Raw genomic sequence first — 26,197 nt, forward strand, 5'->3', positions numbered from 1 at the left:
GTGCAAGTCAGCGTTGTGCGACGGCAGGGGCGGCAGCGACAGGCGTGGCCTTGTCCGCGCCGTCCCAGCCCCCGCCGAGGGCGCGAATCAGATTGACCGTGGCCGCTGCCTGTACGCCCTGGAGTTGCACCGCCGCGCGGCGCGTCTGCAGGGACGTACGCTCGGCATCGATGACGTCGAGGTAGTTCACCGCGCCCTCCGTGTATTGCGTCCGCGAGATGGCCGCGGCGCGTGCGGCTGCAGCCACAGCATCGGACTGCGTACGAGTCTGGCCCTCCAGGATGCGGAGATCGGACAGGCTATCCTCCACTTCGCGGAACGCGGTCAGGACTTGCTGGCGGTACTTCGCTACCTCTTCCTCGTGACGGTCGCGGGCGTTTTCAAGATTTGCGCTGCGGCGGCCACCATCGAAGATCGGGATGTTCAATGCCGTTCCCGCGAGCGGCCCCAGCAGGAATGCACGACTGCTCCACTTGAACAGGTCCCCAAGAGTGGCCGATTCGAATCCGCCAACGCCTGTGAGCGTCAGTGATGGAAAGAAGGCGGCCTTGGCAAGGCCAATACGGGCGTTGGCGGCTGCCATTGCTCGCTCCGCAGCGGCCACATCGGGGCGACGTTCCAGCAGCGACGAGGGCAAGCCCGCTGGCACCCGAACGTTGACAGCCTGAAGCGGCATGGCCGGCATCGAGAACTCCGCAGGCGCCTTGCCCAGCAGAACCGCAAGACTGTGCTCGGACGTGGCACGCAGCCGCTGGACAGTCATGGCATCGGACCGGGCCGTGGCCAGTTCGGCCCGCGCTCGGGAGACATCCAGTTCGCTGATGTCGCCTTCCGCAAAGCGGCGGTCCACCAGTTGCAGTGCTTCCTCACGGAGCTTCACCGTGGTCGTGAAGACTTCCGCTTCAGCATCAAGCCCCCGCAGCGCAAAGTAGTTCTGCGCAACATCGGCTTGCAACGCAAGCTGGACCGACCGGAAGAGGGCGTCACTTTGCTGGGCGTCGGCCTTCGAGGCATCCACAGTCGAGGCTACCCGGCCAAACAGGTCGACTTCGTACGAGGCGCTGGCCTGCGCGCGCCACAGCGTCTGCTGCGGAACGTTCGTGCCATCCGGCTGCATTTGCGAGGCGGCCGATTGCTGCATGCGGGTTGGGCCGAAGCCCGCGTCGAGCGTCGGGAACCATCCGGCCTTGGCGGCCTGCACCATCGCGCGGGCTTCCTTCAGGCGCGCGGCTGCGGCCTTCAGGTTCTGGTTGGCTTCCAGCGCCTGCTGCTCCAGTTCATTGAGCCTGTCGTCGCCGAAGATCGTCCACCATTCGCCGCGCGACAGGGCCTCGGAGGGGTTGGCCGTTTGCCATGTGCCGGACTCTTCCTTCCTGAACTCGGCGCGCGACCATCCCTGGGGGCCTTCCTTGAACGCCGTCGCCGATTGGCCGGGGGCTTCCGGTACCTCGTAAGTGGGCGCGAGCGAGCAGCCAGCCAGGACGAGGAGGGATGCCAGCAGCATCGAACCCTTTGCCAGCCACCGAGTGCCGGGCTTGAAAGTGAGCTTGTTCACCATGTTCTCCTTGCGTCCGGGCTTACTCGGCTGACAGCGCCGTCGGCGCGGGGCCATGCAGCGGTTGCGTATGTGTGTGGTGCTTGTCCAGGATCGGCTTGCCGCCAGTCAGCTTGCGCAGGGCCACGTAGAACACAGGCGTCAGCAGCAGGCCGAACAACGTCACGCCAAGCATCCCGAAGAACACCGCAATCCCCATGGCGCGGCGCATTTCGGCACCGGCACCGGTGGACATCACCAGCGGCACCACACCCATGATGAAAGCGATGGACGTCATCAGAATCGGGCGCAGACGCAAGCGGCTGGCCTCGATGGCGGCCTGTACGATGCTGCGGCCTTGCATTTCCAGTTCCCGTGCGAATTCCACGATCAGGATCGCGTTCTTCGCGGATAGCCCTACAAGTACCATCAGGCCGATCTGCGTGAAGATGTTGTTGTCGCCGCGCGTGACCCACACACCAAGCAGCGCTGACAGAATCGACATCGGCACGATCAGCAGGATGGCCAGCGGCAGCGTCAGGCTTTCGTACTGCGCGGCCAGCACCAGGAACACGAGCAGCACGCTGATTGGGAACACCCAGAATGCGGCGTTGCCGGCCAGCACTTCCTGATACGTCAGGTCCGTCCATTCCATCTTGATGCCGCGCGGCAGCGTCTCGGCGGCAATGCGTTCGATCGCGGCCTTGGCCTGGCCCGACGAATAGCCAGGTGCGGGGCCACCGTTGATATCGGCGGCGGTGAAGCCGTTGTAGCGCACCACCATTTCCGGACCATAGGTCGGTGAGACCGTCACCAGCGACGACAGTGGCACCATCTCGCCCGCGGCATTGCGCGTCTTGAGTTGGAGAATGTCGGCTGCCGTGGCGCGGAACTGCGAATCGGCCTGGGCACGCACCTGATAGACGCGACCGAACTGATTGAAGTCGTTCACGTACAGCGAGCCGAGGTAGATCTGCATCGTGTCGAATACGTCGGTGACGTTTACGCCAAGCTGCTTGGCCTTCGTGCGGTCGAGGTCGACATCGAGCTGTGGCACGTTGATCTGGAAGCTCGTGAACATCGGGCCCAGTTCAGGTGCCTTGGCGGCGGCCTTCATGAACGCCTGCGTGGCATCGTTGAGCGCTTCGTAGCCAAGTGATCCACGATCTTCCAATTGCAGCTTGAAGCCGCCCAGCGTGCCCAGGCCCTGTACCGGTGGAGGCGGGAACGTACCGGTGACGGCGTCCTTGATCACTTCCGCGTACTTGGCGTTAAGCGCCGCCGCGATTTCCTCGGCCGATTCACCGGGGCCGCGTTCCTTCGACGGCTTGAGCACCGGAAACACCAGGCCACTGCTCGACGAGTTGCTGAAGCCGTTCACCGACAAACCGGGGAAGGCAGGCACGCCGACCACGCCCGGCTGCTTCAACGCGATGTCGGTCATCTTGCGTACCACTTCTTCCGTGCGTTCCAGCGACGATCCCGGCGGAAGCTGCGCGATGCTCACCAGGTAGTCCTTGTCCTGACCCGGCACGAATCCGCCCGGCACGACCTTGCCCATCAGAATGGCGCCGGCCAGCAGGATGCCGTAGATGACGAACATGACGGCCTTGCGCTGGATGACGCCGCCCACGCCCTTGCCGTAGGAATCCGAACCGCGGTTGAACACCTTGTTGAAGCGCACGAAGAACGGCCCGAGGACCTTGTCCATCGCACGCGTCAGGGCATCCTTCGGCGCGTGGTGATCCTTCAGCAGCAGGGCAGCCAGCGCCGGAGACAGCGTCAGCGAGTTGAATGCGGAGATCACCGTCGAGATGGCGATCGTCATCGCGAACTGCTGATAGAACTGACCCGTCAGGCCCTTCATGAAGGCCAGTGGCACGAACACGGCCACCAGCGTCAGCGCGATGGCCACAATCGGTCCGCTGACTTCCTGCATGGCCTTGTACGTGGCTTCGCGCGGCGTCAGGCCCTCGGAGATATTGCGCTCGACGTTCTCCACCACCACGATCGCATCATCCACCACGATCCCGATGGCGAGCACCAGGCCGAAGAGCGACAGCGCATTGATCGTGAAGCCGAAACCAAGCAACAGTGCGAACGTACCGACGATGGACACCGGCACGGCCAGCAGCGGGATCAGCGAAGCACGCCATGTCTGCAGGAACACGATCACCACCAGCACCACCAGCGCGATGGCCTCGAACAGCGTGTGGACCACGGCGTCGATGCTCTCCTTCACGAAGCGCGTCGGGTCGTACACGATGTCGGCGCGTACATCCTCTGGCATTTCCTTCTGCAGTTCGGCCATGATGGCGCGCACATCGTCGGAAATCTGCAGCGAATTGGCATTCGGCTGCTGGAAGATGATGATCTGGACGGCCTCCTTGTTGCTGAGCATCGCGCGCAGCGCAAATTCGGCGGACGACAGTTCGATGCGCGCGACATCCGAGAGATGCACAACACCGCCATCCAGATTCGTCTTGAGGATGATGTTCCGGAACTGCTCCTCGGTCTTCAGGCGGCCTTGCGCATTAATCGAGAGCTGCATCGGCACATTGGTCGCCATCGGCGCACCGCCCACGATACCGGCCGCCACCTGGACGTTCTGCTCGCGGATGGATTTGACGACGTCGCTGGCGGTCATGTTCTGACGTGCCACCTTCTGCGGATCGAGCCAGACGCGCATCGAATAGTCGCCCGCGCCCCACAGCACCACTTCACCGACACCCGGCACACGTGCCAGACGATCCTTGACGTTGATGAGTGCGTAGTTGCGCAGGTAGGTCAGGTCGTACTTGCCGTTTGGCGACACAAGGTTGACCCCCATCGTCAGCGTGGGCGACGACTTCACGGTCGTCACGCCAATACGCTGCACGTCTTCCGGCAGGCGCGGCAGCGCCTGGTTGACGCGGTTCTGCACGAGCTGTGCGGCCTTGTCCGGATCGGTGCCGAGCTTGAATGTCACCGTCGTGGTCATATTGCCGTCGCTGTTGGCTTGCGACTGCATGTACAGCATGTCCTCGACGCCGTTGATCTTCTCTTCCAGCGGCGAGGCGACGGTTTCCGCAATGACTTTCGGATTCGCCCCCGGATACTGGGCGCGGACCATGACGGAAGGCGGAACCACTTCCGGATATTCGGCGGTAGGCAACTGCACCAGCGCGATCAGGCCGGCCAGCAACACCACCACCGATAGCACGCCCCCAAAGATCGGGCGGTCGATGAAGAACTTGGAGATGTTCATGATGAACTCCGTGGGGCGTAACCTGATCAGGCCGCCGGCTTCGTGATGCGAGCAACGTCAACCATGTTCACGGCGCGGGGCTTCACGGCGTCGTTCGGGCGCACGCGCTGCATGCCGCTGACCACGATCTGGTCGCCGGACTGCAAGCCCTTCTCGACGATGCGCAGGCCGTCGTGGATGTTGCCGATCTTGATTTCGCGGTACTCGATGCGGTTGTCCTTGCCCACCACGAGCACGTACTTCTTGGCCTGGTCGGTGCCGACGGCTGCGTCGTAGATCATCACGGCGTCGCGCGGCTGGCCGCCGCCAACCTTCACGCGAGCGTAGAGTCCCGGTACCAGCGCGCCATCGGCGTTGTCAAAACGCGCCCGCACGCGGATCGTGCCGGACGAGACGTCGAGGCGGTTGTCGACCGAGACGATCGCGCCGGTACGGGAGTAGCCGCTTTCATCGGCGAGACCCAGTTCAACGGGCACGTCTTTCTTGCCAGCATCGCGTAAGTACCGCAGATAGGTTTGTTCGTCGACTTCGAACGATGCGTACATCGGTGAGACGGATACCACCGTAGTCAACAGCGGGGCGCTGGCACCGGTAGAGACGATGTTGCCGACGGTCAGCTCGGCGCGCGAGACGCGGCCGGCAACGGGCGCCACCACGTCGGTGTACGACAGATTCACGCGCGCTGCGCCGAGTGCGGCGCGTGCGGCCTTGACGCTGGCAGATGCTTCGCGCGCGGCGTTTTGCTTCTCGTCATAGTCACGCTTGGCAATCGCATTGCTGCCGATCAGACGATCTGCTCGTGCGGCGTCGCTCGATGCATAGGCGGCGCGCGCCTCGGCGGCGGCAAGCTGCGCGGCAGCACGGTCGACCTCGGCTTGATAGGGGCGGGGATCAATCGTGAAGAGCGATGCGCCCTTCTTCACGAGCTGGCCATCCTTGAAGTGGACGGCAACGATCTTGCCGGGGACCAGCGGGCGGATATCGACCTTGTCGATAGCTTCGAGCCGACCCGAATAGCTCTGCCATTCGGTAATCTGCCGGGCCACGACCGTGGCCACGTCAACATCGGCGGCCGCAGGCGTGTTGGCACCTGCCTGGGCGCTAGTGACCGGGTTGGCATCAATGCCGAAATGGTGGGTGGCGGCACCGATGGCACCCAGGACGAACAGCGTGCCCAGTGCGACGGAAAGCCGTTTGCGGTTGGCGTTCATGTCAAAAGCTCCAATCAGGGGTTCACAGAGTCAGTGGCGGAAAATGCGTAGTGGCTCGCCTTTGCAAGCAGTATGGTTGTCATTAAATTGCGGATAAAGGACGGCTTTGTTGATTCACTGTGTCCACTGTGGAGACAATAGACGATGTCGCCGGCTTGCCGCCCGGAGCGGTCGTGATGTCGCTTTTGCCGGGGAGGATCAGAAAAGTCGGCGCAAGAAGGCGGCTACTTCGTCGAGGGCTTGCGGGTGCGTGATGAGATCCCGATGGCACAGGCCCTGGTAGCGAGAGGCTTCGGTGCGAACCCCGGCGGCGATCAATTTCGCGGCGTAGCTTTCACCCTCGAACCGGAAAGGGTCATGCTCGGCGCCAACGATCAAGGTAGTGGGCATTCCACCAAGGCGGCGCGATTCCAGTGGCGCGGCGTAGGGATGCACCAGCAGCGCCGATCGCGGCAGCCATTGTCGATATCGACGCGCTGCGGCGAGCGCCTCCAGATGGATCGAGCAGGAATTGATGGTCGAGGCAATCCGGGTCAGGCTGGGGTCGAGCAACGGCGCAATGAGCGCGAGCGCGCTTACGGTGGCATCCTTGCTGCCACCGCTTCGGTCGCGATGCATGGCGGCAAGCCCGTTTGCGATGTTGCCACCGGCTTCATGGCCCGCCAGTGCAATTCGCGTGGCGTCGGCACGGCAGTGCCGGGCATTTTCGACCGCCCACATCAGGGCAAGATGTGCGTCCTCTGTCGCGGCGGGAAACGGGTAATGCGGCGCGAGCGAATAGCCAACGGATACGACCCAGGCCGGTATCGATTCGGCCAGGTGCGATGCCTGCTTGTGTGCTTCATCCAGGTCGCCCTCCGTGAATCCGCCGCCATGAAAGTACAGGACGATAGGAAGCAGGCTCTTGTCAAACGTTGGCCGATAGTGGCGCAGGACAATGTGTTGAGCGTGTCCTGAGATCGGTACGTCCTGGATTTCCAGCTTTGGGTTCATGGTGGCGCCTTGCCTGTCATCAAGGCGGGTGAATTGAAGATGCGAACGCAGTCACTGTACAACGCGGCGAGTTCAAGATCAGCCTCTTTTGGCGACGAAGAGAATTCATGCAAATGGAAAAATCCCGGGCATCCGAGCGCCTTTATGCAGCGATGGATGCCAAAGCCTTGATGCGCTTGCCCGGTGAACGTGGAATGTCTTGGACACCTGCCTGAACCGACGGGTTACGCGCGAACAGCTCTGCGCTCCAGTCTACGAATGCCCTGACTTGCGGCGACAGGTGTCTGTTCTGGGGGTAGACGGCCGAGATCGGCAATGGCGCGGGGCGGAACGCGGGCAACACCTCGACGAGCGCGCCGCTTTCCAGATACGGCTGCGCGATAACACGTGGAACCTGAATCAGGCCAAGCCCCATCACGCCACATTGCAGATGGGCATCGCCATCATTTGCCGAGAGCCGCGAGCGGGCGCGCACGTTCACCGCATTGCCGTTCACGCTGAAGTTCAGGTTCACCATCCGCCCGGTTCGCGTCGAGAAGTAGTTGACGGTCAGATGGTCTTGCAATGCATCGAGGGTTGTCGGCTCGCCATGCTGTGCAATGTAGGTGCGGCTTGCTGCCGTGACGAGCTGGAAGACGCCAAGCCGTCGCGCGATCATGGACGAGTCTTCCAGTTCGCCGATCCGGATAACGCAGTCGATGCCCTCCTGAACCAGATCGACGAGCCGGTCACCAAATCCAAGCGTGAGGTCGATGTCTGGATAGCGGGCATGAAAATCGTTGAGCGCAGGCACGATGATCAGCTTGCCCAGCGACCCGGACATGTCGACGCGAAGCTTGCCGCGCGGTGCGCGTGTAATGTCGGCGAACTCGGCTTCGGCGGCGTCGACCTCCGCCAGAATGCGGGCGCATTTCTCGTAGTACGCGGCGCCTTCCGACGTCACGCTCAAGCTTCTGGTCGTGCGATTCAGCAACCTGACACGCAGGAATGCTTCAAGCTCCTGAATGACGCGTGTCACAGAGCCGCGTGGCACGCCGAGCGAGTCTGCCGCTCGTGAAAAGCTGTTTGTATCCACAACACGGATGAACACGTGCATGCCGTGGAGTTTGTCCATTTCAGGCTTCTCCGCGCAAATGCCGCAACGCGGCAGCCAGGGTATCAACGTAGGTGTCGCGCAACTCGCGCGCATGCAGCGCGGATTCCAGCTTGAAGACGTACTCGGCGTTGGTGCCGAAGGATCCGGCCGCGCGCGAGATGATGGGCGCGATCGTCGCAACTGAGGCATCGCGCTCGAACAACGACCGGCTCGCATCGGCCACGAACGCGATGGCATACGTTTCCGTCCCGTCGTCCAGCGTGACGGGGGCCCAGGTTGGCCGGTAGGCGCCACCCACCATTTCGCGTCGCCACACCACGCGCAGTTCTTCGTCACGCCGTGACGCGGTCAGGCGAAGCGCGACGCCTTGCGTGGTTCCACTCGCCTCAAGGCCGAGCATGCGGCCTGGGCGTTCCGAACTGCCGCGCCCGGCGATGCTGCGCAGGCAGAAGCTGCGGTGCCATCCATGCATCGTCGCCACGGAATGCCGATCGAAGTCGAGCAGCGGATTCCAGATGAGCGAGCCATAGGCAAAGATCCAGATGTCCTCGCCGATATCGGGCCGCGCGGCAAGCGTCGCGGTCAGAGAGGCGTCGATCAGGTCCTGGGTCCAGCGAAACTCCGCGGGGAGTTCCAGGTTGTCGAGGTAAAGGCCGGACTGGAGGGATTCTCTTGTCAGCATGCGAGTGTCGGAGGCGAAGAGCTTGCAAGCATTGTGGTTGCTGCAACTCGGCTGATAAACTGCGCAAATTGATTTTCTTTGTCGCCCGGGGAGAGACAATGGTCGAGCGCGTGGAAGCCCAGGTTCAGGACATCGAGTCTTTCCTGGCGGTGGCTCAAACGGGAAGCTTTACGCGCGCAGCGGAAGGCCTGGGCACAAGCAAATCGAACGTGGGCAAGGCCGTGCAACGACTCGAGATGCGACTCGGCACCCGGCTGTTCCAGCGAACCACCCGCGCGGTACGCCTGACCGAAGACGGTGAGACCTACATGCTGGCTGCACAGGCTGCCCTGGAAGGCCTGCGTGAAGCCGAGCAAGCACTGGCAGCACGGCGAGCGGAACCCATCGGGCGCGTTCGACTGGACGTGCCGGCGGGTTTCGGCAGATTGCTGCTGCCGTTTCTTGCCGCATTGCGGCGCCGTTATCCGAAAGTGACGCTGGACATGGCATTGACCGATCGCATGTCGGACCCCGTCGCCGAAGGATGGGACATTGTCGTGCGCATTGGAGAACTTCCGGCCGAAGGCGACATGACGGTTCGCAAGCTTTGCGATCTGCGACTCGGTTTGTACGCCTCGCCGGAGTACCTGAAACGCAAGGGCGCCATCCACACGGTGGCCGATTTAAGCAACCACGATGCCGTGATCTTTCGCGGTCCGACGGGGCGAAACCGGCCCTGGTCAGTATTTGACAATGGGCATGTGCGCGACATCGTGATGGAGCCCGTTCTGGTGCTTGCGGATGGGCAAGCGCTTGTCGACGCCGCGATAAGCGGCTTTGGCATCGCGCAGATTTTCGATCGCGTTGCACAGCCTCACGTGGCGGCAGGCCGATTGACGCATATCCTGCCAGCGGCCGATGTCGAGGGCCCACCGGTACACGCCATCATCCCCGTTGGCCGAAGAATGGCGGCCAAGACGCGGGCCGTTCTCAATCAACTGGCGGACAGCTTGCGCGAAGACGGCACGTGAGGCCGACGCGCTATCGTTGCGCCCATCTCAAAAAACAGGTCGATCCCGACAACGCCAAAGCAGTGCGCGAGATCCGTCGATTGTTATTTGTGGCGCGCAACTGATTTGCCGGCGCGAGGATTTATCGGTGCATGGCGAATCGCTACATTGCCTTTCGCGGGACGGAGGTCATTGCGGCTCACCTCTGCAGAATCCTCGAAAGGTAAATCGCGTGTCTGACTCCAAAGACGCCGGTAGCACCGGTATCGAACCGGCCGAGCACGTGGATGAAACGCGCCGTCGTCTCATCCAGGCCACGGCTGCCTTCACGGCCGGTGTCTTGCCTTCGACACCGAGCTTCGCCACGGCAGATGATGCGGCCCCGGCCACGGCAAGCAGCGAGAATATTGTCCCGTTCAGGATCGCTGTTCCACAGACCGTTCTGGATGATCTCCAGCGGCGATTGGATGCCACGCGTTTCCCGGAGCGCGAGACGGTACATGATCAGTCCCAGGGCGCCAAGCTGGACAAGGTCCGCGGTCTCGTCGAGTATTGGCGTACCAACTATGACTGGCGTCGCGTGGAGGATCGGCTGAACCGGTATCCGCAGTTCAAGACGCATGTCGACGGGCTTGGCATTCATTTTCTCCACATCAAGTCCAGGCATGCCGATGCGATGCCGCTGATCATGACGCATGGCTGGCCAGGCTCCATCATCGAATTCCTCGACGTCATTGAGCCGCTTCTCGACCCGACAGCGCATGGCGGTCAGGCCACGGATGCATTCCACGTGGTTCTGCCGTCGATTCCAGGCTATGGCTTCAGCGACAAGCCCACGGAAAAAGGCTGGGGCCGCCAGCGCATTGCCAAGGCCTGGGGAACGCTCATGCATCGCCTTGGCTACAAGCGGTATCTGGCGCAGGGCGGTGACTGGGGCAGCGTGATCACCACCGAAATGGCGCGACAAAAACTGCCAGGTTTGATGGCTGTGCATGTGAACCTGCCGTTTGTCGTACCCCATACCTTGCCGACCCATCCCACTGCGGAAGAGAAAGTGGCCATCGACCAGGTCATGCGCTTTGCGACCAACGGCTCCTATTATCATCATCTGCAGGTCACCCGGCCGCAAACCATTGGCTATGCTTTGGCGGACTCGCCGGCCGGCCACGCGGCGTGGATCTACGAGAAGCTCTCCGCGTGGTCAGATAGCGGTGAAAATCCCGAGTCGGTCCTGACGTACGATCGGATGCTCGACAACGTCATGTTCTACTGGGTCACAAACAGTGGCGCCTCGTCCGCGCGTATGTATGCGGAGAATGCTGACCTCACGTTTGGCTCGGTGCCATTGGAAATTCCGGTAGCCGTTACGGTATTTCCTGGCGAGATCTACACGCCGCCGAAGCACTGGTGCGAACAGACTTACAGCCAGATGTTCTATTGGAACCGTGCGCAACACGGCGGTCATTTCGCCGCGTTCGAGCAACCGAAGATCTTTGTATCGGAAATTCGGGCGGCGTTCGCCAGCAGGCAACGTGCCTGAAGTCGGTTGACATGCATCCGGGCCGCTCGCATGGGCGGCCTTTTGTCTTGTGCGGCGCGCTGGGGCCTGGGTGTGAATCCGAGATCCGGGTGGCCGGGAAAAGGTTTCAAAGGTACGGCCCTGCAAAGCTGCCGGGCCGGTCGGGGAAGGAACCGGCAATGCCTCAATCAAGGCAATGTCGATCCGAGCAGCCAACTCTCGACAAAGAGCGTCAGGACGCCGAGTATCAGCGCGATACCCCCAATCGTTGCGGAGAGCAGCAGTGCGGGATTGGTGATGATGTCAGCCCACATCGGAAGCGTCTGCTCAACGCTGAGTGCCAACATGGCGGTGAGTGTGCCGAATCCGAAACTGCCTACCGCAACCTGCAGGAGCAACATCGCCTTTCGCAAGAGATCTTGCCGGCGTAGCGTGATGTGCGCTGTCGCACGGGGGGCGGGTGAGCTTGCTCCGGACGGTCTCTTGCGCCTGACGAGCCGGCGTTGGTCTTCATGCACCATGCTCAACCGGTTGGTGGCACCAAGCAGAAGTACGGTCGAAGCGTTTGTCAGCAGCGCCGGACCGGTGATGAGCGACAAAGTGGAAGCAAGGCTTGCTGGCATATGCGTGGTGAAACAGTGGATGGAGCGGCCATTGGCCGCCCCGATGCCGTCCGACGGATCAGGCGGCGGCTTTCATGGCTTCGTGCTTGGCTACTGCTGCTGCCTCATCCTTGAGTGCCTTCTTGACCGAATCACGCGCCTCGATGCGGGCGATATAGTCGAACAGATTCTTGAGATGGGTAATCGGTGCGCCCGAGCGCTCGTGCCACAGCGTCGCCCACACATAGGCATCGGCAACCGTGAATTTGTCGCCCGTCAGGTACGCTCGACCGTCAGCCAGTTGAGCGTCGAGCTTCGAGTAGGCGGCGACGAGCTTGTCGCGCGTCCATTGCGTACCGAACTCGGTTTGCAGCTTGCGCATCAACGGGATGTGCTTCTGCGCAATTTCCGTGGCGAGGAAGGTCAGCAACTGATCGAACTTGACGCGTTCCAGCGTGCCGTGCGGCGGAATCAGTCCGGCGGCCAGGTGCTGGTCGGCGAGGTATGACGTGATGATCGTCGTTTCCGTCAGCAGCGTCTGCTCCGCGTCATCGAGAACGAGCACCGGCACGTAGGCCATCGGATTGATCTTGCTGAAGTCGTCATTCGCGGATGTGCTCTTGCCGAACACGTCATAGTGGATGAGTTCGGGTTCCAGCCCCAGTTCGTTGGCGATGACCTGAACGGCGAGCGAGCACGTGGCGTGAGCGATGTAGAGTTTCATGGCGACAATCCCTTGGTTAGTTTGGTGGTGCGCCGGTCTGCTTGATGGCATGGGCGGCGTCACGGAAGTCACTGTACTAACCACCTACGAGGCGATAAAGATTCGGTATGGCGTCAAAGTGTCGCCCATTGGGAGACAATCGAGCGGATCCATGCTTCGGGCAATGCGCCTTCCGGGCGCGTACCGTCCCTGGCAGCAGTTGATGTGTGCCAATTGCGATACTTACGGCCGCGCTGGGCGCATGGAGAACTTATAGGGCCAGTTCACGGTGAGCCGACAGTTGCTGCGGCAGTGGCTGATTGCAGCCACTTTTCAGCCAACCATGAGGTAGCGGTTGTATGGCTGCATATGGCCGACAAGCGACGTCCGCAAGCGCTCAGTCCGGTGCGCGACGGCAGGAAAAGAGCAGGGTGGTCAGCCCGCCGGCCAGCTGGTCGGCGCGAAGGCGGGTTTTCCAGGGGACAAACATAAGGTCCATAACCGTTGTGCTTTCGCGAGTTACTGGGGCCACATCGGGCGTCTTCGGCGTTGGAATGGCGGTCGGAGTTTTAAAAGGCAGGTAGGAGGTAAAAAAGGTAAAAGCTGCGTACCCAATTCTCGACTCAGCAGAAACGCCACATCTCGGTACTACGTCTTAGGTCTGGGTCGTAAACAGCAAGAAATTTAAGATAGAATGCTAGACTTGAAACGACGCCCACCGATGGGGCTTATGCGAAAGGCTACTGCGCCAGCAAAAGTCCTGAAGGACCTGAAATCCGGTACCGGGCAATGTGTTTCTCCTCAGCCGACGTGGTGAAATTGGTAGACACGCTATCTTGAGGGGGTAGTGGCGAAAGCTGTGCGAGTTCGAGTCTCGCCGTCGGCACCAAGCAACTTTCTTGGCAATGCCCCCAGGTGGCAATTGTCCACTGTAACGCTCGATCGGGAAGTCGGAGTCTTCCAAATTGAGGCCCTCCAGCCGCGTTGGCGCGATGCGTTAAAAGCTTCTGCTGGCACAAGCTGCGGCCGGTTCAGCTGTTGATCGAACCTCCACTGCATCCGAGCGGTATTCCGGCCGAGATAGACCTCTTTTGGGCGGGCACACGTACGGTTATACTCCGCGCTTCACAGCTAGGGGTAATCGACAATGGTCGCTGCAACGAAAACAACGAAGGTCAGGGCAGTCTCGAAGAACAAGCCTGCCGCAAAGAAAGTGGCCGTGCCAACGAAAAAGGCCAGCGTGCTCGCACGTGAGGCTCAGGCAGCGAAAAAGCGCTTGCTGAAATTGCGCGCCGACACGAAGAAGGCCATTGAGGCGGCCAAGCGCGAAGTCGCTCAGGCAACGGAAGCCGCAAGGTTCGCGCTTCGCTTCGAGAAACAAGCCGCAAAGGATAAGCTGGCGAAGAAGGCCAAGGCTGCGGGCGCCAAGAAGGCCGCAGGCAAAGCTGCCGCCACGAAAGCGGCCCCGAAAAAGCCTGTGACTGGTAGCAAAGCCTCCGCGAAAGCTGCGCCGAAGAAGGCCGCCGTGAAAGCCGTGACCAAGAAGCGGGGCTCCGGCAAAGAAAGTGGTTCCGACCGTAGCGACACCTGAAGTTTCGGCTTGATCCTTGTCTCGGCCGGCACGGTACTTCGTTGACCGGTCGATACGGAAGCTGGGCACATGCGCCCAGCCGAATACTCGCCTGAACCTACAATCGCCCGTTCGCTACTGACGCGAGAGGCGGTCATGGCAAATTCTGCGAACTTCAGGGTAGAATTTCGCGCGTCGCTACAGGGCCGGACGCCGTGTTGGTTGCAGGCAGCGGACTCATAATCCGCCGGAGACATCCCACCGTGGGTTCGAATCCCACCCGGCCCACCAGGCGCGATGTACTCATAGCTCTTCGCTAGGATCGGCAATATCCAGCCTGAACTGCGGTCCTTCGCAGGCGCCTCAATATGCGCCGAAAGTCCTCGACCTTCTCGCCATCGACAACGACAAGCGGTAAGTGCCCATCCTGGGCGCCTCGTCCAGCTCGAAAAAATTCGTCGCGCGCTCGCCGTCAGGCACACGCGTAGCGATCTGAAAATTCCGTACGCAAGCTTCCGGTCTATCGACCAGTGAAGTGCAAGGCCGGTGGTGACGACCGCTTACCGCGGATCGCGTCAGCGCCCGCGCCCGCGCTACAATCAGGGCTTCGGTCGTCGCCTGCGGGCGCTGGCTGATGCAGTGCCATGAGCAACCGCCCGACAGGAAACCGAGCCTCATGAACACGAACGAACCACAAACGCCGAGCTGGCAGCCGATCACGGCGCTGCCGATCATTTTTGATCTCGCAGGCGCGCAGCTTGAGGACGTACAGTCTGTCTTTGACGCCCTGGTCAAGTGCCGGTCGCGACCTCACCTGCTCGACGGTGCCACCCTGGCCCGGACGCGCCAGGTCTACGGCGAGCAACGCAAATTCTTGCCGATACAGCGCGAGCAGATCGCACGGTGGCAATCCGTGGCACTAACACCGCCGGAGCGTGAAGAACTTGCCCATCTGAGCGCGCGGATCGACCTGCTGGCGGCGCTTCTGGACGATCTTCTCACTTTGGCAGAAGAACTGTCGCACGGCACAATCGACCGGGTCATGGGCATGAGCGATGCGGACCTTGCCGCTGCGCTGTTATCGGGCACACTCAAATTGCCGCAACGCTGACTTCTGAACACAATCGCGAACGGGTTCTCACCCTGGGGGAAACGGGGCTGGCTCTTGTCGACCTCGAAGGTGAGTGAGGTAGCGGCCTCGAAATGAGGCCCCGGCCACAGGGCGTAGCCCGAGTGCCTTCGTCAAGCCGGCACCAATCCGTAGTTTCACGTTCTCGAAACTATGAAAGGTGCGAGGCGGCCACCGGATGGTGCAACAAATTGGGCCGCAAGAGCGGTCTGCATCGGGCTAGCAGATCATCGGGTTGCTGGATGCCCAAGAATCCCGGACGGTCTTCTTGGGTCATGAGCCACTTCACCGGCATCAAAGTCCGTTGCGGCCCAAATCTTTGCACCTTGAAGCGGTCGGACACCAGCGATTCGAAGTGTCTGCAAATCACGCCCCCCGTCGGGACAAAGAAGAGGCCAGATGCGCCGAAGAAAAGGCGCATGAACAACAGAATTGACGCCGTTATCGCGTACGAATGTAGGCGTCGAAGAGGCCTGGATGCAGGCCGCGCAAGACCTTTCGTCGTTCCACCAAATCATGCTGTCGGCCTTCGCGTTCAAGCGTCAATAATTCCAGCATGATCCGCATCCCCTGTTCCGGTAACGTGCGTGTCGAGGGCTCGCACGCGCGCAAGTGCGTGGCAATCCCGGGCTTCTCCGCGATCAGCCAAGCCGTGAACCAGGAAAGATCTTCGATGGTGCCCTCACCGTCGAAGTTCGCATCGAACGCCCGGCGTAGCGCTAGCAGCGACGAGTCCCCGAACACTTGCATCAGCGCGCCAAGCTTCTTCGGCGACAACCAGCCAAGCTCAGCCAGGAGCGGCCATGTGGATTCGAGCCCGTCGAGCCGGTAGACCGTTTCCGCCATCCAGGCGAGCGTGACTGGAATACGTCGCCACGATTCGATCCGATGGATACTCTCGTGTGCCGCAGCCCAGTCCGCCGCGCGCATCCATAGCGGCGCCGCATGCCATTCGGGCATCTCGCGGTGAAACGGCAACTGCGAGGCAGCTTCTGCGATGGCACGCCACAGCGGCCTGCACCAGGCGATTCCCGCTGCATCGCCGAATGCACGGCGTGCCGCAGGCTCGCTCGGCGAACACCATGCCTCGCACATGTCACGTAGTACTGTGTGGCAGGTGATGGGCCCATGGATTGGACGCTCAAGAACGCGCACCAGAATCTCGAGGGGCGGCACCAGTCCGTCGTTCGGATATTCCGCGGCCAGCCGACTCAGCGCTTCGCGCCCGTCGACGGCATTGCGCTGCTCAAGCGCTACGAGCACGTCATTACGAAGCATGACATCGCGGCTATCTTCGAAAAGGTCGAGCTGATTCGGCATGGTGTTTGCGCCTGTGTCCGGTTGCCCCGTTGCTGGTTTGGCCCGGCATCACCGGGCACAAAGAGCCTATGGCGATGGTACGTCGTGCGTCCACCACGGACAATTAGTGATCAGCCGGAGTTCCCTGCCGCCTCTGAAAGTCCGTATTTCTCTCACTGAGGTTGCTCTAGCATGGCTTTGGCGCCATGCCATTTTCCCGCCGGCCGAGAAGAGCAGACCGCCATTCAAACTGCGGACTCGTGGCGCAGTTTCGGCTACCAGGCTGACTGGCGAGGCGCTAGTCGCTCCATTCCGCGTCGACGTCCCTCGCAAGATGCCCCGCGAGGATGTAATCCCCAAGTTGCGTCGCTTTTGCCTCCAGGCGCTCCAGCTCACTGGCTGGCAGATCGCTTAATGCAAATTGGCAGTAGAGATTGCGCTGACGGAACGTCTCCTTCAGCCGGCTTAGTCCAGCAGCAAGCGCCGCCGGCGAGCTGACCGCGATGCTTTCATGGCCGCGATACTGGACGCGTACTCCACGCTTATCTCCCAGACGGCCAAGCTCAACCGCATCTTGCCAACCCGTCTCGTAATCCAAATCCACGACGGTTACTCCCACCGTCTCCAAGAGCCTCAGCGCCTGCTCTTTGGTGCCCGCTCGAGCGATTCCCATTTTCTCCTCCACCACAAGGGCTTGTGCCGATTTGCGCACGCCCCAACTCGCCTCATGTTGCACTGCAAAAGTGTAATCGGAAATCCGTCGACGTAGGTCCTCGCGACGGATCGAAGCGAGGCGGGTGGGTGGACATAGCGCGGGGGTTGGCAATGCGTCAAACCGGGGAGTTGTTACAAATCCAATTTTCCCAGGCCAGGGAGTGCGTTGCCAAACGGCTCGTAGCGATGGTTCCTCACGGTCAACAGCCGGGACAACCCTGATCTTATGCCGCGCGTCGAACGATGAAATTAAAAGAAGGGCACGTCCTTGTCTTTCAACAAAGCAAGAGCCATTGCCGGTTTATCGTGGCTTATCGGGCCGAAGCTCATGCTTGGTTAGGTATCCATTTTGATCTATGGCGCTCCCAGCTTACGCTGTGCCCAATGTTCATCTTATGGCGCCTCACACCGTCGCGGCGATAACTAGTCGTCTTCGAGCATTGTCTCTGAATTTTTTGTGATGATTCATCGCCTTCAAGACATTTGAACTGCTCATAGTCAAAAGATGAAAGTTATCGTGTGCTGAAGGGCGAATTGGCTATAAACTACCCCCATCTCCATCCTCGACCGGAAAAGGAAAACAGCAAATGGCAACTTACAAAGAACTGATGGCACAGAAGGCCGCTCTGGAAGCTCATCTGGAAGAGGCACGTGCCAATGAGGTTTCATCGGTCATCGAACAGATTCAGAACCTGATGGCGGAATACGGGCTGACTGTCGACGATATTACCAAGCGCCGTCGTGGCCGTCCTGCCGGAAGTGGCATGGGCAAGGCGACGCTGCCTCCGAAGTATCGGGACCCGAAGACTGGCAAGACCTGGTCGGGGCGCGGCCGTACACCGTCCTGGCTTGGCAAGAACCCCAACAGGTACCTGATTCAGGAAGAGGCGTAAGTTAGCTCGTCACGACAGAGTAGGTCCCAGCCCCTGCACGCAGGGGTTTCTTTTCTGAGCAAGCGCCATGTCATTGGAAGCGATTCACGCCGACATCATGCTCGCCCGACCATACCTGGTTCCCCGTGAACGTACCGAGCAGGGGATACGGAATGGGTATTCTTATTGGCTGCGGCTACCGCCCAGCAAGGAGCGGAGAGTCATCCGTCTTTCGCAGGAGTCGGGGAACCGTTATGAGCTCGTTCGTTCGGCCAGCGAGCGCAGAATGCGTCAGAAAATGCGTCAGCACTTTTCTGGATCCCTGACCGAGCTTCTGACCATCATTGATGAAGAGGTCGACATCATCCGGAAAGCTGAGCGTTTGGTGTCAACTCTTGGTGGATAAACTGCAGCGGACCGCATCGTACGGATGGCTATTTGAAACGCCAGAAACAGAACCGTGCTGGCGTGGTCCGCGACGGCGCACCCCCAGAGAAGGTTTAAAGCGGCATGAGTCCGCCGTAGTGAGTGCGGTCCATATGGCGAAAACGGCATACCTCGGGGTCGGCAGGCCGTCGACTCAGCTGGGTGATGACAGCAATGTTTGCGGTCCGTCATAGTTGCTGGTTTTCGGGCGTCCCGGCTACGATCTGTAGAGGGCGCCATACGCTGCAATCACAATGATTAGGAACGTTCGCCTCCGCGCCGCTTTGGACAACGACCTGGACGCCATCACCGGTGTGCTGTCAGCCTGCGGATTCACGCTAGCTGCCCAGGCAGACCGGGGTAGGCTTTTCCACGTCGCCGAGCTTGAGGGTCAAATCATTGGCTGCGCCTACGGGGAGCAGTATGGCACTACGTTCGCGATTCACACGGTGGCCGTGCTGCCGGACTATCGCGGACACCGCCTAGCCACCTACCTGGTCAGCACACTGCTGATGAGAGCACGCGTCAATGGTTGCCGACATGCGACAGTACTGACAAACGAGCATCCGGGCTTTTTCGCTCGGCATGGCTTCACCCTGACACCGGCCGACAGCCTTGTCCGTGAGTCGCAACTGACCGTGAACGTGCTGCGTAGCTTCGGCGCCCGTAGCCACTACATGGCGCGCCCACTGAATTAGCCTGGGCGACGCGAGAGACAAATTCCGATGCGCACACATGCCGTCTGCCAAGCGCGGCACTCTCAAATCGACGAGACAAGGCGTGCTAACCAAACACAAAAAGGCTCTCAACCCGGTAAGAAGAGAGCCCGCAGAAACGTCCAAGAAGAAATCGGGTAACCATGAGTTGCCCATCAACAGTATCCGCCAAGCGGGCTCCGCACGCAATCACCCGCCTTGACTGGGGTTATCAGGGACCAAAAAAGGACCCGCGGGCCTGGGGGGGCACGCGGGCGGTAGCGTTGGACTACCCGACTACAGTACCGCGAGATAAGCATTTTTTAGATCAGAATTAGGCGCCATTTCACCCTCCAATTTTCAAAGCGCTGCCGCTGGGCGTGTTTGGAGCCGCTTCGCTCTTGTATTGAAGTGGAGAAAAACGCACGTGCGACATTGCGCCCGCGGTTTATGCGGACTTCTTGGTGGTGCGTCGTATCGGCGCTGGCTGGGCCGGCGCCGCGGCGCGCTTGCTGGGCCGCCGCGCTGGTGCAGTCTCCGCGGCGGTCTTGCATTTTGTGGCCGTCGCCTTCTTGCCCAAGCTCGCGCGCAGCGCCTCCATGAGGTCGATGACCTCGGCGCCGGTGGCCGTTTCCACCGGTTCTGGTGCCACGATCTGTTTGCCGGCAATCTTGGCCTCGATGGCGGCGAGAATCCTCGATTTTTCTTCGTCCCGGTACTGCGTCGGGTCGTACTGATCCTCCGAGGCCTGCTCGATCAGCTGGATCGCGAGCTTGAGCTCGGCCTCCGAGACAGCAACCTCGTCGATATGCAACTCTCGGATGTTGCGGACTTCGTCGGCGAACAGGAGTTGCTGGAATACCAGGCCGCTCTCGACCGCGCGGATCTGCACGATATGGGATTTGCCCTTGGCGGCCCACTTGGCAATGGCACAGCGACCGGTCCGCGCCATCGCCTCGCGTAGCAGACTGTAGGGGCTTGCCGCCGCGCTTGTCGGGCGCAATGAAATAGGCCTTGTCGTAGTACAGTGGATCAACGCTCTGCTCGGGAATGAAGGCAACGATGTCGACCATATGGCTGGCACTTTCCTCCAGCGCCTTGAGTTCGTCGGGCGCAAAGATGACGAAGCGGTCCTTCTCGAATTCATAGCCCTTGACCATGTCGGCGCGCTCGACCACCTTCTGGGTCTGCACTGAAATGTACTGCTGCTTCAGCCGCGAGCCTTCCTTGCTCAGCAGATTGAAGCGCACCGCGGCGCTGGCCTCGGTTGCGTGTAGAGCTTGACCGAGATCGACACCAGACCGAACGACAGGGACAAGGAGGCGAGGGATCGGGCAGCCATGGGATACTTCACAATGCGTTTGCGCCACGGGTCAGCGTAACCGTGCGATGGCGTCAGTTAAGGTCTGGGGGGTTTCCCAATACGAAGCCCATGGGTCCGCGACCTGAAAGCTGAGGTATTCGCGGGCGTCGCGGATGGTCCATTGGTCGCCACTCTTGAGCTTCGGCAGCTGTTCCCACGACACCGGCATCGAGACCCCCAGCCCGGGCCGGGCACGCGCCGAGAACGCCGCGGCCGTGGTTTGCGAGAAGCCATTGCGCAGGTAGTCGACGAAGATTTTTCCCTTGCGATTGGCGGCGCCGGAACGCGCGGTGAAGCGCTGGGGCAGGGTAGCGGCCAGATGCTGAACTGCAGCCCGCGAGAAGGCTTTCACCTCATCGTAGGCGCGCCGGGGTGCCAGCGGTACCACGACGTGATCCCTTGCCGCCGCTCGTCTTCAGCCACGACTGGAGGCCCAGTTCGTCCAGCAGTGCGCGCACCAGCATGGCAGCCTCGAGCATCGTCTCCCAGGCGACGCCTGCGCCAGGATCCAGGTCGAAGATGACCCGGTCCGGATGGTCGATGTCGCGGGTAGTTGAGTTCCAAGTGTGGAATTCCACCACATTCATCTGCGCGGCCGCGACAATCGCTTCGGGTGAGTCGGCTGTCAATAGCGCGGCGTGCCCCGGCCAGAGCGACGCCGGCTGCTCGGTCAGGCCCGGCATCGCGGTCTCGGCATGCTTCTGGAAAAACATCTGGGCATCGATGCCGTCAGGGGCGCGCACCAGCGACAGCGGACGGTCTTTCAGGTGCGGCAGCATCCGGCTGGCGATGCTCTCGTAATAGCGCACCAGTTCCACCTTCGTGATGCCTTGGGACTTGTCGATGACACGTTCCGGGTTGGTGACCTTGATGGCGGCCATGCCGTGGGGTGTCACGGCGGTCTGGATCGCCTCGAGCCGAATCGACTTCGCGGCATGGTCGGTGCGCAAGCCCTTGAACGAGGCGTGGCGAACCTGGCCTTCGGGCGTCCACTCGGAGAATTCCACTTCGGCGACCAGCGTCGGCTTGACCCATTGCACCGCCACATCACGGCGGCCTCCCCAGCGACGGCTGGCCCGCGCTTCCGTCGAGAACGGGCTCTTGTCCACTTGCAGTTTGGCGAGCCGCTTGCGCAGGTCGGTCGCCGCCGCGCTGTCCCAGCCCGTGCCGACGCCGCCCGTGTAGCGCAGCTCGCCGTCGGCGTAGACGCCAAGATAGAGTCTGCCGATCTCAGTGTGGGAGCCTTCGCGGTCGGAGAAGCCGCCGATGACGAACTCCTGCCGCAGCTTGCACTTCGCCTTCAGCCAGCTTTGGGTGCGCGCTGACACATAGCTCGCATCCGCCCGCTTGAACATCAAGCCCTCCAGACCGAGCTGGCAGGCGGCCTGGAACATCTGTGCGGGCGGCGCCTCAAAGGCCTCGCTGAAGCGCACGCGCTCCGTGCGGTCCGCGACCAGCGTGGCCAGCTTTGCCCTGCGCTGCATCAGCGGCAAGTTGCGCAGGTCGCGTCCTTCCCAGTAGGGCAGGTCGAACGCAAAGTAGACGATGGCCTCATTGCGGTGGCCGTCAATCGCGTTCTGCAGGGCGTTGAAGTCCGGCATGCCGTCGCGCAGCACGACGATCTCGCCGTCCAACCAGCCTTCCGTGATGTCGAGCTTCTCGATCTCCGCAGCCAGCGAACGCAGCTTCCGGGTCCAGTCATGCCCATTGCGGGTAAAGAGGGTCACCCGGGCGTCGGAGATCCTGGCCAGGATGCGGTAGCCGTCGAACTTGGTTTCGATGATCCAGCCGCTGCCAGTGGGGAGCGTCGGCGACAGTGTGGCCAGCTGGGGTTTGAGCTTGGCCGGGAGCGGGGCACGTGGCGCGCGCTTGACTGCGGTGGCGGGGTCTTCATCAAGGACCGCGACCGGTTCATTGGCCCCATCGTCAGTGTTCAGCGCTCCCAACGGTTTGGCCATGACACTGTCCGGCAGCGCCGTCAGCACATCGAATTCCGACAGCGGGCGCGCCCACGCGTCGCGCTTCTTGAATAGGATCCACTGCTCGGATTTGTCGCCCGGCTTGGCGATGCGCACCAGTTCCCAGCGGCCGGCGAGCTTTTCGCCGTGGAGATCGAAGAGAAGTTTGCCGGCGGCCATGCCCTCGCGTGGATCGCCAACGGGCACCCAGGTGCCGCGGTCCCAAACGATCACCGATCCGGCGCCGTACTGCTTGGGCGGGATGTCGCCCTCGAAGCTGGCATAGTCGAGCGGGTGGTCCTCGACATGGACGGCAATGCGCTTTTCGGAGGGATCGTAGCTGGGACCCTTTGGCACCGCCCAGCTGAGCAGCACGCCATCGAGCTCCAGCCGGAAGTCGTAGTGCAGGCGTCGGGCCCAATGCTTCTGGATGACGAAGCTCAAGCATGCTGGCTTCTTGCGACGCTGTCGTCCTGCGGCCGGTTCCGGGGTGATGCTGAAGTCGCGCTTCTGTTCATAGCGCTCGAGCGCCGGCGACGGGGCGAACTCTCGGCGCTTGGCCCTCGGCCTCGCGTGAGTCGTTGCCATACGAATGACTCTTCCCGGCTCTTCTACACCATACACGGGAGCAACACGGTTGCCGTCCTGTCGGAAATCGCTGGCGCGGCGGACAGCACGGAGCGGGCCGTACCGGTTGCGACTCCATTGTCGACCAGGCTATCCCTTGATGTCGCGCGGATCGTTGCCAAAGGAGTTTCGCTCCCGGATCTGGCCGTCGCGACCGTGAATGAACAGCTCGACCTTCTTCTGCTTGGCTCTCTCCGTGCCAGCGGCGATCGCTTCGGCCTGGGTATCGAATGTTTCGCGGGCGTGGCCACCTTCCGTCTCAACGGCCCAGCGATTGTCGGCTGGAACCACATGGATGTCTTGTCCAGTCATGACTGTCTCCTGAAGTTATGGTGCCAGTCTGTGCCGGGCAAAAGGGCGCCGGTATCAGGCGCCGTCCGACAATATTTCCCTGCGCCGAGTGGAGCAAACGATATGCGCAATTCGGCCTAGGGTTACGGGCACAAAAAAACGCCCGCACATCGGCGGGCGACGGGTTAGACATCGCAAGAGGTCAACTCACGACGCGGGCGATTCTCGCTGAAATGTATAGACATTCATATCCATCAATTTGGGGAGGGTCTAAAGCTTCTGCTCGGTATGCCGACCAGAAGTAGTGCGTGTACCTACCATGCTGCGCGCACTTCTTTTCGATGAACAGCCGGACGGTACCGGCGTGTCCGGCCTCGACTATCACCTGGTGGTGGTCTGCCGACTCGCGCGTGGCGCGCCCTAGAGTGCCCAGCGCGGCGGCGATGTACTGCCCATGAATGCTGCCGAGGATGCCGTTCTCCGAGTGCGCCAGGCTCTCCCCATTGGTTTCTGCCGGAAGGTGGCACCGGGCCGCCAGTTTGCTGTTGCCCATGGTTCAGATTTCCGTGCGGTTCAGCGCAAGGTGAAGCGGACCGTGGTCGCATCCACTGCAGCCCATGGGCCTACGGCCAGGCGAATCAACTGGCCGTCCTCCCAGTAGGACAGGAAGTCAGGCCGCCACTTCAATGCGCGCAACTGTCTTGCTTCCAAGCCGGTCACGACGAGGCCGCCAGCCGTGGCCGCGATCGCCTCGCACGGCAACCGCAGCGCCTCGCTGTCCTCGCCGAAATAGTGGGCTTCGAGAAAGATGGTCGTGCTCGCGGCCATGTGGACGTTCAGTTGACGCGTTTCCAGGCGTCCTGGATCGCGCTGAAGGTGATCGGCACCACTTCGCTGCCCGAGAAGTCGGCAGGCGTGTCGTCCTTCGGGTAGCTCAGAAACGGCGAGGCCTTCAGCATGCGAAGCAGGTTCGGCGCGTGCTTTCCCGATTGGCCCACCTCGTGCATGACCTCAGTCTCGATTTGATGAATGAGCTTCCAGGTCAGGATGCCAGCGGCTCGGTGCTTGGCAACAATGGCTGGCGTGGCCTGGACGATGGCAGATTCGGCGGCTTGGATTGAGTCCATGGTTTGGTGAGCACTGTATGAATATACAGTATAACGAGACTTCCGACCTCAGCGCCAGCGGAAATCAGCGCACCCGTTTGCGGCACATGCTGGCGTGAACAGCATCGGAGTGGCCCGTCATCTTGGGGCTTAGGTTGATTTGGTTGACATGGTTGCAAAACCGGCCTACATTCAAACCATAGTTAGCCAATCAGGGGCTTCCCGTGGCGAAAGCAACACATACCCATTCAAGAGAGTCGGACGTGGTCTTCCTGGATCCGGAGAGCGAAATCGCACTCCGAAGCGCCGTGGGCGCGGCCTCGATGTTCAGTCAGAAGGCAACTCGGCAGCTGTTGGATCTGCCCGATGCCGCGCTCGGCCGGCTTTTGAAAAACGGACTCGCGCAGGTGTCTGACCTTGGGGTTCAAGTCCATATTGGACGCACCCGTCCTACGGTGGACATCAAGGCGTTCGAGGCTAGTGCGGCGCATTCCCGCGAAGCGTTGATCGAATCGGGAGAGATCGTCTCGTCCGACCAATTGATCAACGCCTTGGGGCTGACGCGCCAAGCTCTCAGCAAGGCGGTGCTCGCCAAGCGTATGTTCACGGTGAATGTGGGTACGAAAGTCTTTTACCCAGCGTTCTATGCCAGGTCAGATATCGACCGCAAGAAGGTAGAAGAAATCACCAAACTGTTGGGGGACTTGCCGGGTTGGACAAAGTGGCAATTTTTCACGACCGCAAAGGGCTCGCTCGACAAAGCCACGCCCCTGGAGGCACTCGAACAAGGCAAGTTCGAAGCGGTCAAGAAAGCCGCCGCGGCTTTTGCCGAGCGCTGAGGAGCCATTTTGACGATTAGTGCCCCGGGCGGTAATTTTGATTTGTTTGGACTCCACATTGAAAAAGTCTCACCGACAGAGCTGATTCGTATCTCGCGCCATAATTCTAATGAGCCATACTTCGGAAAGTCCGGCGGCAACCGATTTGACGATCCGCAAAGGCGCTATGGCACTAGCTATTTCGGCTTCACGTTACCCTGCGCTTTCGCCGAGACGGTTCTTCACGATGAAGTCGCCGGCCCAACTGGTTTTCAGCTGACAGCGGCCCAACTCGATCGGTATGTGCTGACCTTCCAAGGCGAGTTGTTGAATCTGGCTGCGCTGTATGGGCCGCATTTGAAGAACCTTGGGGGTAACGCGGCAGTCTCCCGCATGACGCCCTACGACATCCCGCAACAATGGTCGCGTGCGCTGCATGACCATCCGGCGCACGTGGACCGCTTCTTGTATATGTCCAACCACCTGAACGACCAGAAGGCGCTGGTTGTCTTTGAACGCGCCAAAGAAAAGCTGGCAGTTAGCAACGCGATTCAATTTGATTGCCACCCTCAAGCGCCTAAGGTGTTCGAGATCTTTCGCTTGTTTCCCATTTGAACGTGACTCGCTCGGAAGCGGCGTCGGTTTGCATCAATTTGTTTCCACTAGTCGTGCGCCGGCAAGCCAGCCAGATCAAAGAGTCACGATGACAGTTTTGCCTCAAGACTATGGAGGGGGATTTGGCTGCGCAAGGCC

The 26,197-nt window shown here is 61.1% G+C and carries 23 protein-coding genes, 2 tRNA genes and 2 pseudogenes; 11 read left to right on the forward strand and 16 right to left on the reverse strand.

Features of this window, described 5'->3' with window-relative positions; genetic code table 11:
* Positions 1-7: 7 nt before the first annotated feature.
* The 6 genes from K307_RS03905 to K307_RS03930 all read right to left on the reverse strand — a co-directional run bounded on the left by K307_RS03905 (position 8) and on the right by K307_RS03930 (position 8,763).
* Positions 8-1,558, reverse strand: coding sequence for an efflux transporter outer membrane subunit (locus K307_RS03905; protein ID WP_051974637.1), 1,551 nt, complete (start codon positions 1,556-1,558; stop codon positions 8-10).
* Positions 1,559-1,577: 19 nt separating this feature from the next.
* Complete coding sequence (locus tag K307_RS03910; RefSeq protein WP_042876441.1) at positions 1,578-4,781, reverse strand: efflux RND transporter permease subunit; 3,204 nt, start codon at positions 4,779-4,781, stop codon at positions 1,578-1,580.
* 26 nt (positions 4,782-4,807) lie between these two features.
* Positions 4,808-5,992, reverse strand: a complete 1,185-nt coding sequence (locus tag K307_RS03915) for an efflux RND transporter periplasmic adaptor subunit (RefSeq protein ID WP_042876443.1) — start codon at positions 5,990-5,992, stop codon at positions 4,808-4,810.
* Between the two features lie 198 nt (positions 5,993-6,190).
* Positions 6,191-6,985: an alpha/beta hydrolase gene (locus tag K307_RS03920; protein ID WP_042876445.1), complete on the reverse strand. Its 795-nt coding sequence runs from the start codon at positions 6,983-6,985 to the stop codon at positions 6,191-6,193.
* A gap of 142 nt (positions 6,986-7,127) precedes the next feature.
* Positions 7,128-8,099 (reverse strand): LysR family transcriptional regulator, encoded by a 972-nt coding sequence (locus tag K307_RS03925; protein ID WP_042876447.1) that lies wholly within the window; start codon positions 8,097-8,099, stop codon positions 7,128-7,130.
* Position 8,100: 1 nt separating this feature from the next.
* On the reverse strand, positions 8,101-8,763 hold the full coding sequence (locus tag K307_RS03930) for a gamma-glutamylcyclotransferase (RefSeq protein ID WP_042876448.1): 663 nt from the start codon (positions 8,761-8,763) through the stop codon (positions 8,101-8,103).
* A gap of 98 nt (positions 8,764-8,861) precedes the next feature.
* Between K307_RS03930 and K307_RS03935 the strand changes: the two genes are divergently transcribed.
* Together K307_RS03935 and K307_RS03940 are read left to right on the forward strand one after the other, a co-directional pair.
* Entirely contained in the window at positions 8,862-9,773 is a 912-nt protein-coding gene (locus K307_RS03935) for a LysR family transcriptional regulator (RefSeq protein ID WP_051974638.1), read from the forward strand.
* A 244-nt stretch (positions 9,774-10,017) separates the two neighbouring features.
* Positions 10,018-11,292, forward strand: a complete 1,275-nt coding sequence (locus K307_RS03940; RefSeq protein ID WP_419187141.1) for an epoxide hydrolase family protein — start codon at positions 10,018-10,020, stop codon at positions 11,290-11,292.
* Positions 11,293-11,459: 167 nt separating this feature from the next.
* Here K307_RS03940 and K307_RS47435 read toward each other — a convergent pair whose 3' ends face one another.
* Together K307_RS47435 and K307_RS03950 are read right to left on the reverse strand one after the other, a co-directional pair.
* Positions 11,460-11,894, reverse strand: coding sequence for a DUF2721 domain-containing protein (locus K307_RS47435; RefSeq protein WP_155301061.1), 435 nt, complete (start codon positions 11,892-11,894; stop codon positions 11,460-11,462).
* A gap of 58 nt (positions 11,895-11,952) precedes the next feature.
* Complete coding sequence (locus K307_RS03950) at positions 11,953-12,660, reverse strand: glutathione S-transferase family protein (RefSeq protein WP_230625453.1); 708 nt, start codon at positions 12,658-12,660, stop codon at positions 11,953-11,955.
* A gap of 720 nt (positions 12,661-13,380) precedes the next feature.
* Between K307_RS03950 and K307_RS03955 the strand changes: the two genes are divergently transcribed.
* The 4 genes from K307_RS03955 (at position 13,381) to K307_RS03970 (ending at position 15,257) form a co-directional block, all read left to right on the forward strand.
* Positions 13,381-13,465, forward strand: a tRNA-Leu gene (locus K307_RS03955).
* 258 nt (positions 13,466-13,723) lie between these two features.
* Positions 13,724-14,167: a hypothetical protein gene (locus tag K307_RS03960; RefSeq protein ID WP_042876456.1), complete on the forward strand. Its 444-nt coding sequence runs from the start codon at positions 13,724-13,726 to the stop codon at positions 14,165-14,167.
* A 182-nt stretch (positions 14,168-14,349) separates the two neighbouring features.
* Positions 14,350-14,437, forward strand: a tRNA-Ile gene (locus tag K307_RS03965).
* A gap of 385 nt (positions 14,438-14,822) precedes the next feature.
* Positions 14,823-15,257 (forward strand): hypothetical protein, encoded by a 435-nt coding sequence (locus K307_RS03970; protein ID WP_042876457.1) that lies wholly within the window; start codon positions 14,823-14,825, stop codon positions 15,255-15,257.
* Positions 15,258-15,716: 459 nt separating this feature from the next.
* Here the strand turns inward: K307_RS03970 and K307_RS49075 are convergent, their stop codons facing one another.
* Together K307_RS49075 and K307_RS03980 are read right to left on the reverse strand one after the other, a co-directional pair.
* The gene (locus K307_RS49075; RefSeq protein WP_042876460.1) at positions 15,717-16,595 is read right to left on the reverse strand and encodes a hypothetical protein; all 879 of its coding nucleotides are present in this window, start codon (positions 16,593-16,595) and stop codon (positions 15,717-15,719) included.
* Between the two features lie 277 nt (positions 16,596-16,872).
* Positions 16,873-17,247, reverse strand: a complete 375-nt coding sequence (locus tag K307_RS03980; protein WP_042876461.1) for a hypothetical protein — start codon at positions 17,245-17,247, stop codon at positions 16,873-16,875.
* Positions 17,248-17,875: 628 nt separating this feature from the next.
* On the opposite strand from K307_RS03980, the gene K307_RS03985 reads away from it, so the two are divergent.
* The 3 genes from K307_RS03985 (at position 17,876) to K307_RS03995 (ending at position 19,284) form a co-directional block, all read left to right on the forward strand.
* Positions 17,876-18,181 carry an H-NS histone family protein gene (locus tag K307_RS03985; RefSeq protein WP_042876463.1) on the forward strand — a complete coding sequence of 102 codons (306 nt, stop codon included), beginning with the start codon at positions 17,876-17,878 and terminating at the stop codon, positions 18,179-18,181.
* A gap of 67 nt (positions 18,182-18,248) precedes the next feature.
* Positions 18,249-18,566: a hypothetical protein gene (locus K307_RS03990; RefSeq protein ID WP_042876465.1), complete on the forward strand. Its 318-nt coding sequence runs from the start codon at positions 18,249-18,251 to the stop codon at positions 18,564-18,566.
* Between the two features lie 304 nt (positions 18,567-18,870).
* Positions 18,871-19,284 (forward strand): GNAT family N-acetyltransferase, encoded by a 414-nt coding sequence (locus K307_RS03995; RefSeq protein ID WP_230625455.1) that lies wholly within the window; start codon positions 18,871-18,873, stop codon positions 19,282-19,284.
* Between the two features lie 445 nt (positions 19,285-19,729).
* Here K307_RS03995 and K307_RS04000 read toward each other — a convergent pair.
* From K307_RS04000 to K307_RS04025, 6 genes and pseudogenes are all read right to left on the reverse strand, one after another.
* Positions 19,730-20,623: pseudogene (locus K307_RS04000) on the reverse strand (Ku protein).
* 31 nt (positions 20,624-20,654) lie between these two features.
* Positions 20,655-23,190 (reverse strand): annotated as a pseudogene (ligD, locus tag K307_RS04005) (DNA ligase D).
* 129 nt (positions 23,191-23,319) lie between these two features.
* On the reverse strand, positions 23,320-23,541 hold the full coding sequence (locus K307_RS04010; RefSeq protein ID WP_042876469.1) for a DUF2188 domain-containing protein: 222 nt from the start codon (positions 23,539-23,541) through the stop codon (positions 23,320-23,322).
* 181 nt (positions 23,542-23,722) lie between these two features.
* Positions 23,723-24,073 carry a hypothetical protein gene (locus tag K307_RS04015; RefSeq protein ID WP_063771656.1) on the reverse strand — a complete coding sequence of 117 codons (351 nt, stop codon included), beginning with the start codon at positions 24,071-24,073 and terminating at the stop codon, positions 23,723-23,725.
* A 20-nt stretch (positions 24,074-24,093) separates the two neighbouring features.
* Positions 24,094-24,348 carry a hypothetical protein gene (locus K307_RS04020; protein ID WP_051974639.1) on the reverse strand — a complete coding sequence of 85 codons (255 nt, stop codon included), beginning with the start codon at positions 24,346-24,348 and terminating at the stop codon, positions 24,094-24,096.
* A gap of 8 nt (positions 24,349-24,356) precedes the next feature.
* A complete protein-coding gene (locus tag K307_RS04025) occupies positions 24,357-24,647 on the reverse strand; it encodes a DUF2471 family protein (protein WP_042876472.1) in 291 nt (96 codons plus the stop codon).
* Between the two features lie 242 nt (positions 24,648-24,889).
* Between K307_RS04025 and K307_RS04030 the strand changes: the two genes are divergently transcribed.
* Both K307_RS04030 and K307_RS04035 read left to right on the forward strand, forming a co-directional pair.
* Positions 24,890-25,465 carry a hypothetical protein gene (locus K307_RS04030; protein WP_042876474.1) on the forward strand — a complete coding sequence of 192 codons (576 nt, stop codon included), beginning with the start codon at positions 24,890-24,892 and terminating at the stop codon, positions 25,463-25,465.
* 9 nt (positions 25,466-25,474) lie between these two features.
* Entirely contained in the window at positions 25,475-26,059 is a 585-nt protein-coding gene (locus tag K307_RS04035) for an RES family NAD+ phosphorylase (RefSeq protein WP_042876476.1), read from the forward strand.
* Positions 26,060-26,197: the final 138 nt, after the last annotated feature.

Source organism: Cupriavidus necator A5-1 (assembly GCF_000744095.1).
In the GTDB taxonomy this organism is placed as follows: domain Bacteria; phylum Pseudomonadota; class Gammaproteobacteria; order Burkholderiales; family Burkholderiaceae; genus Cupriavidus; species Cupriavidus necator_A.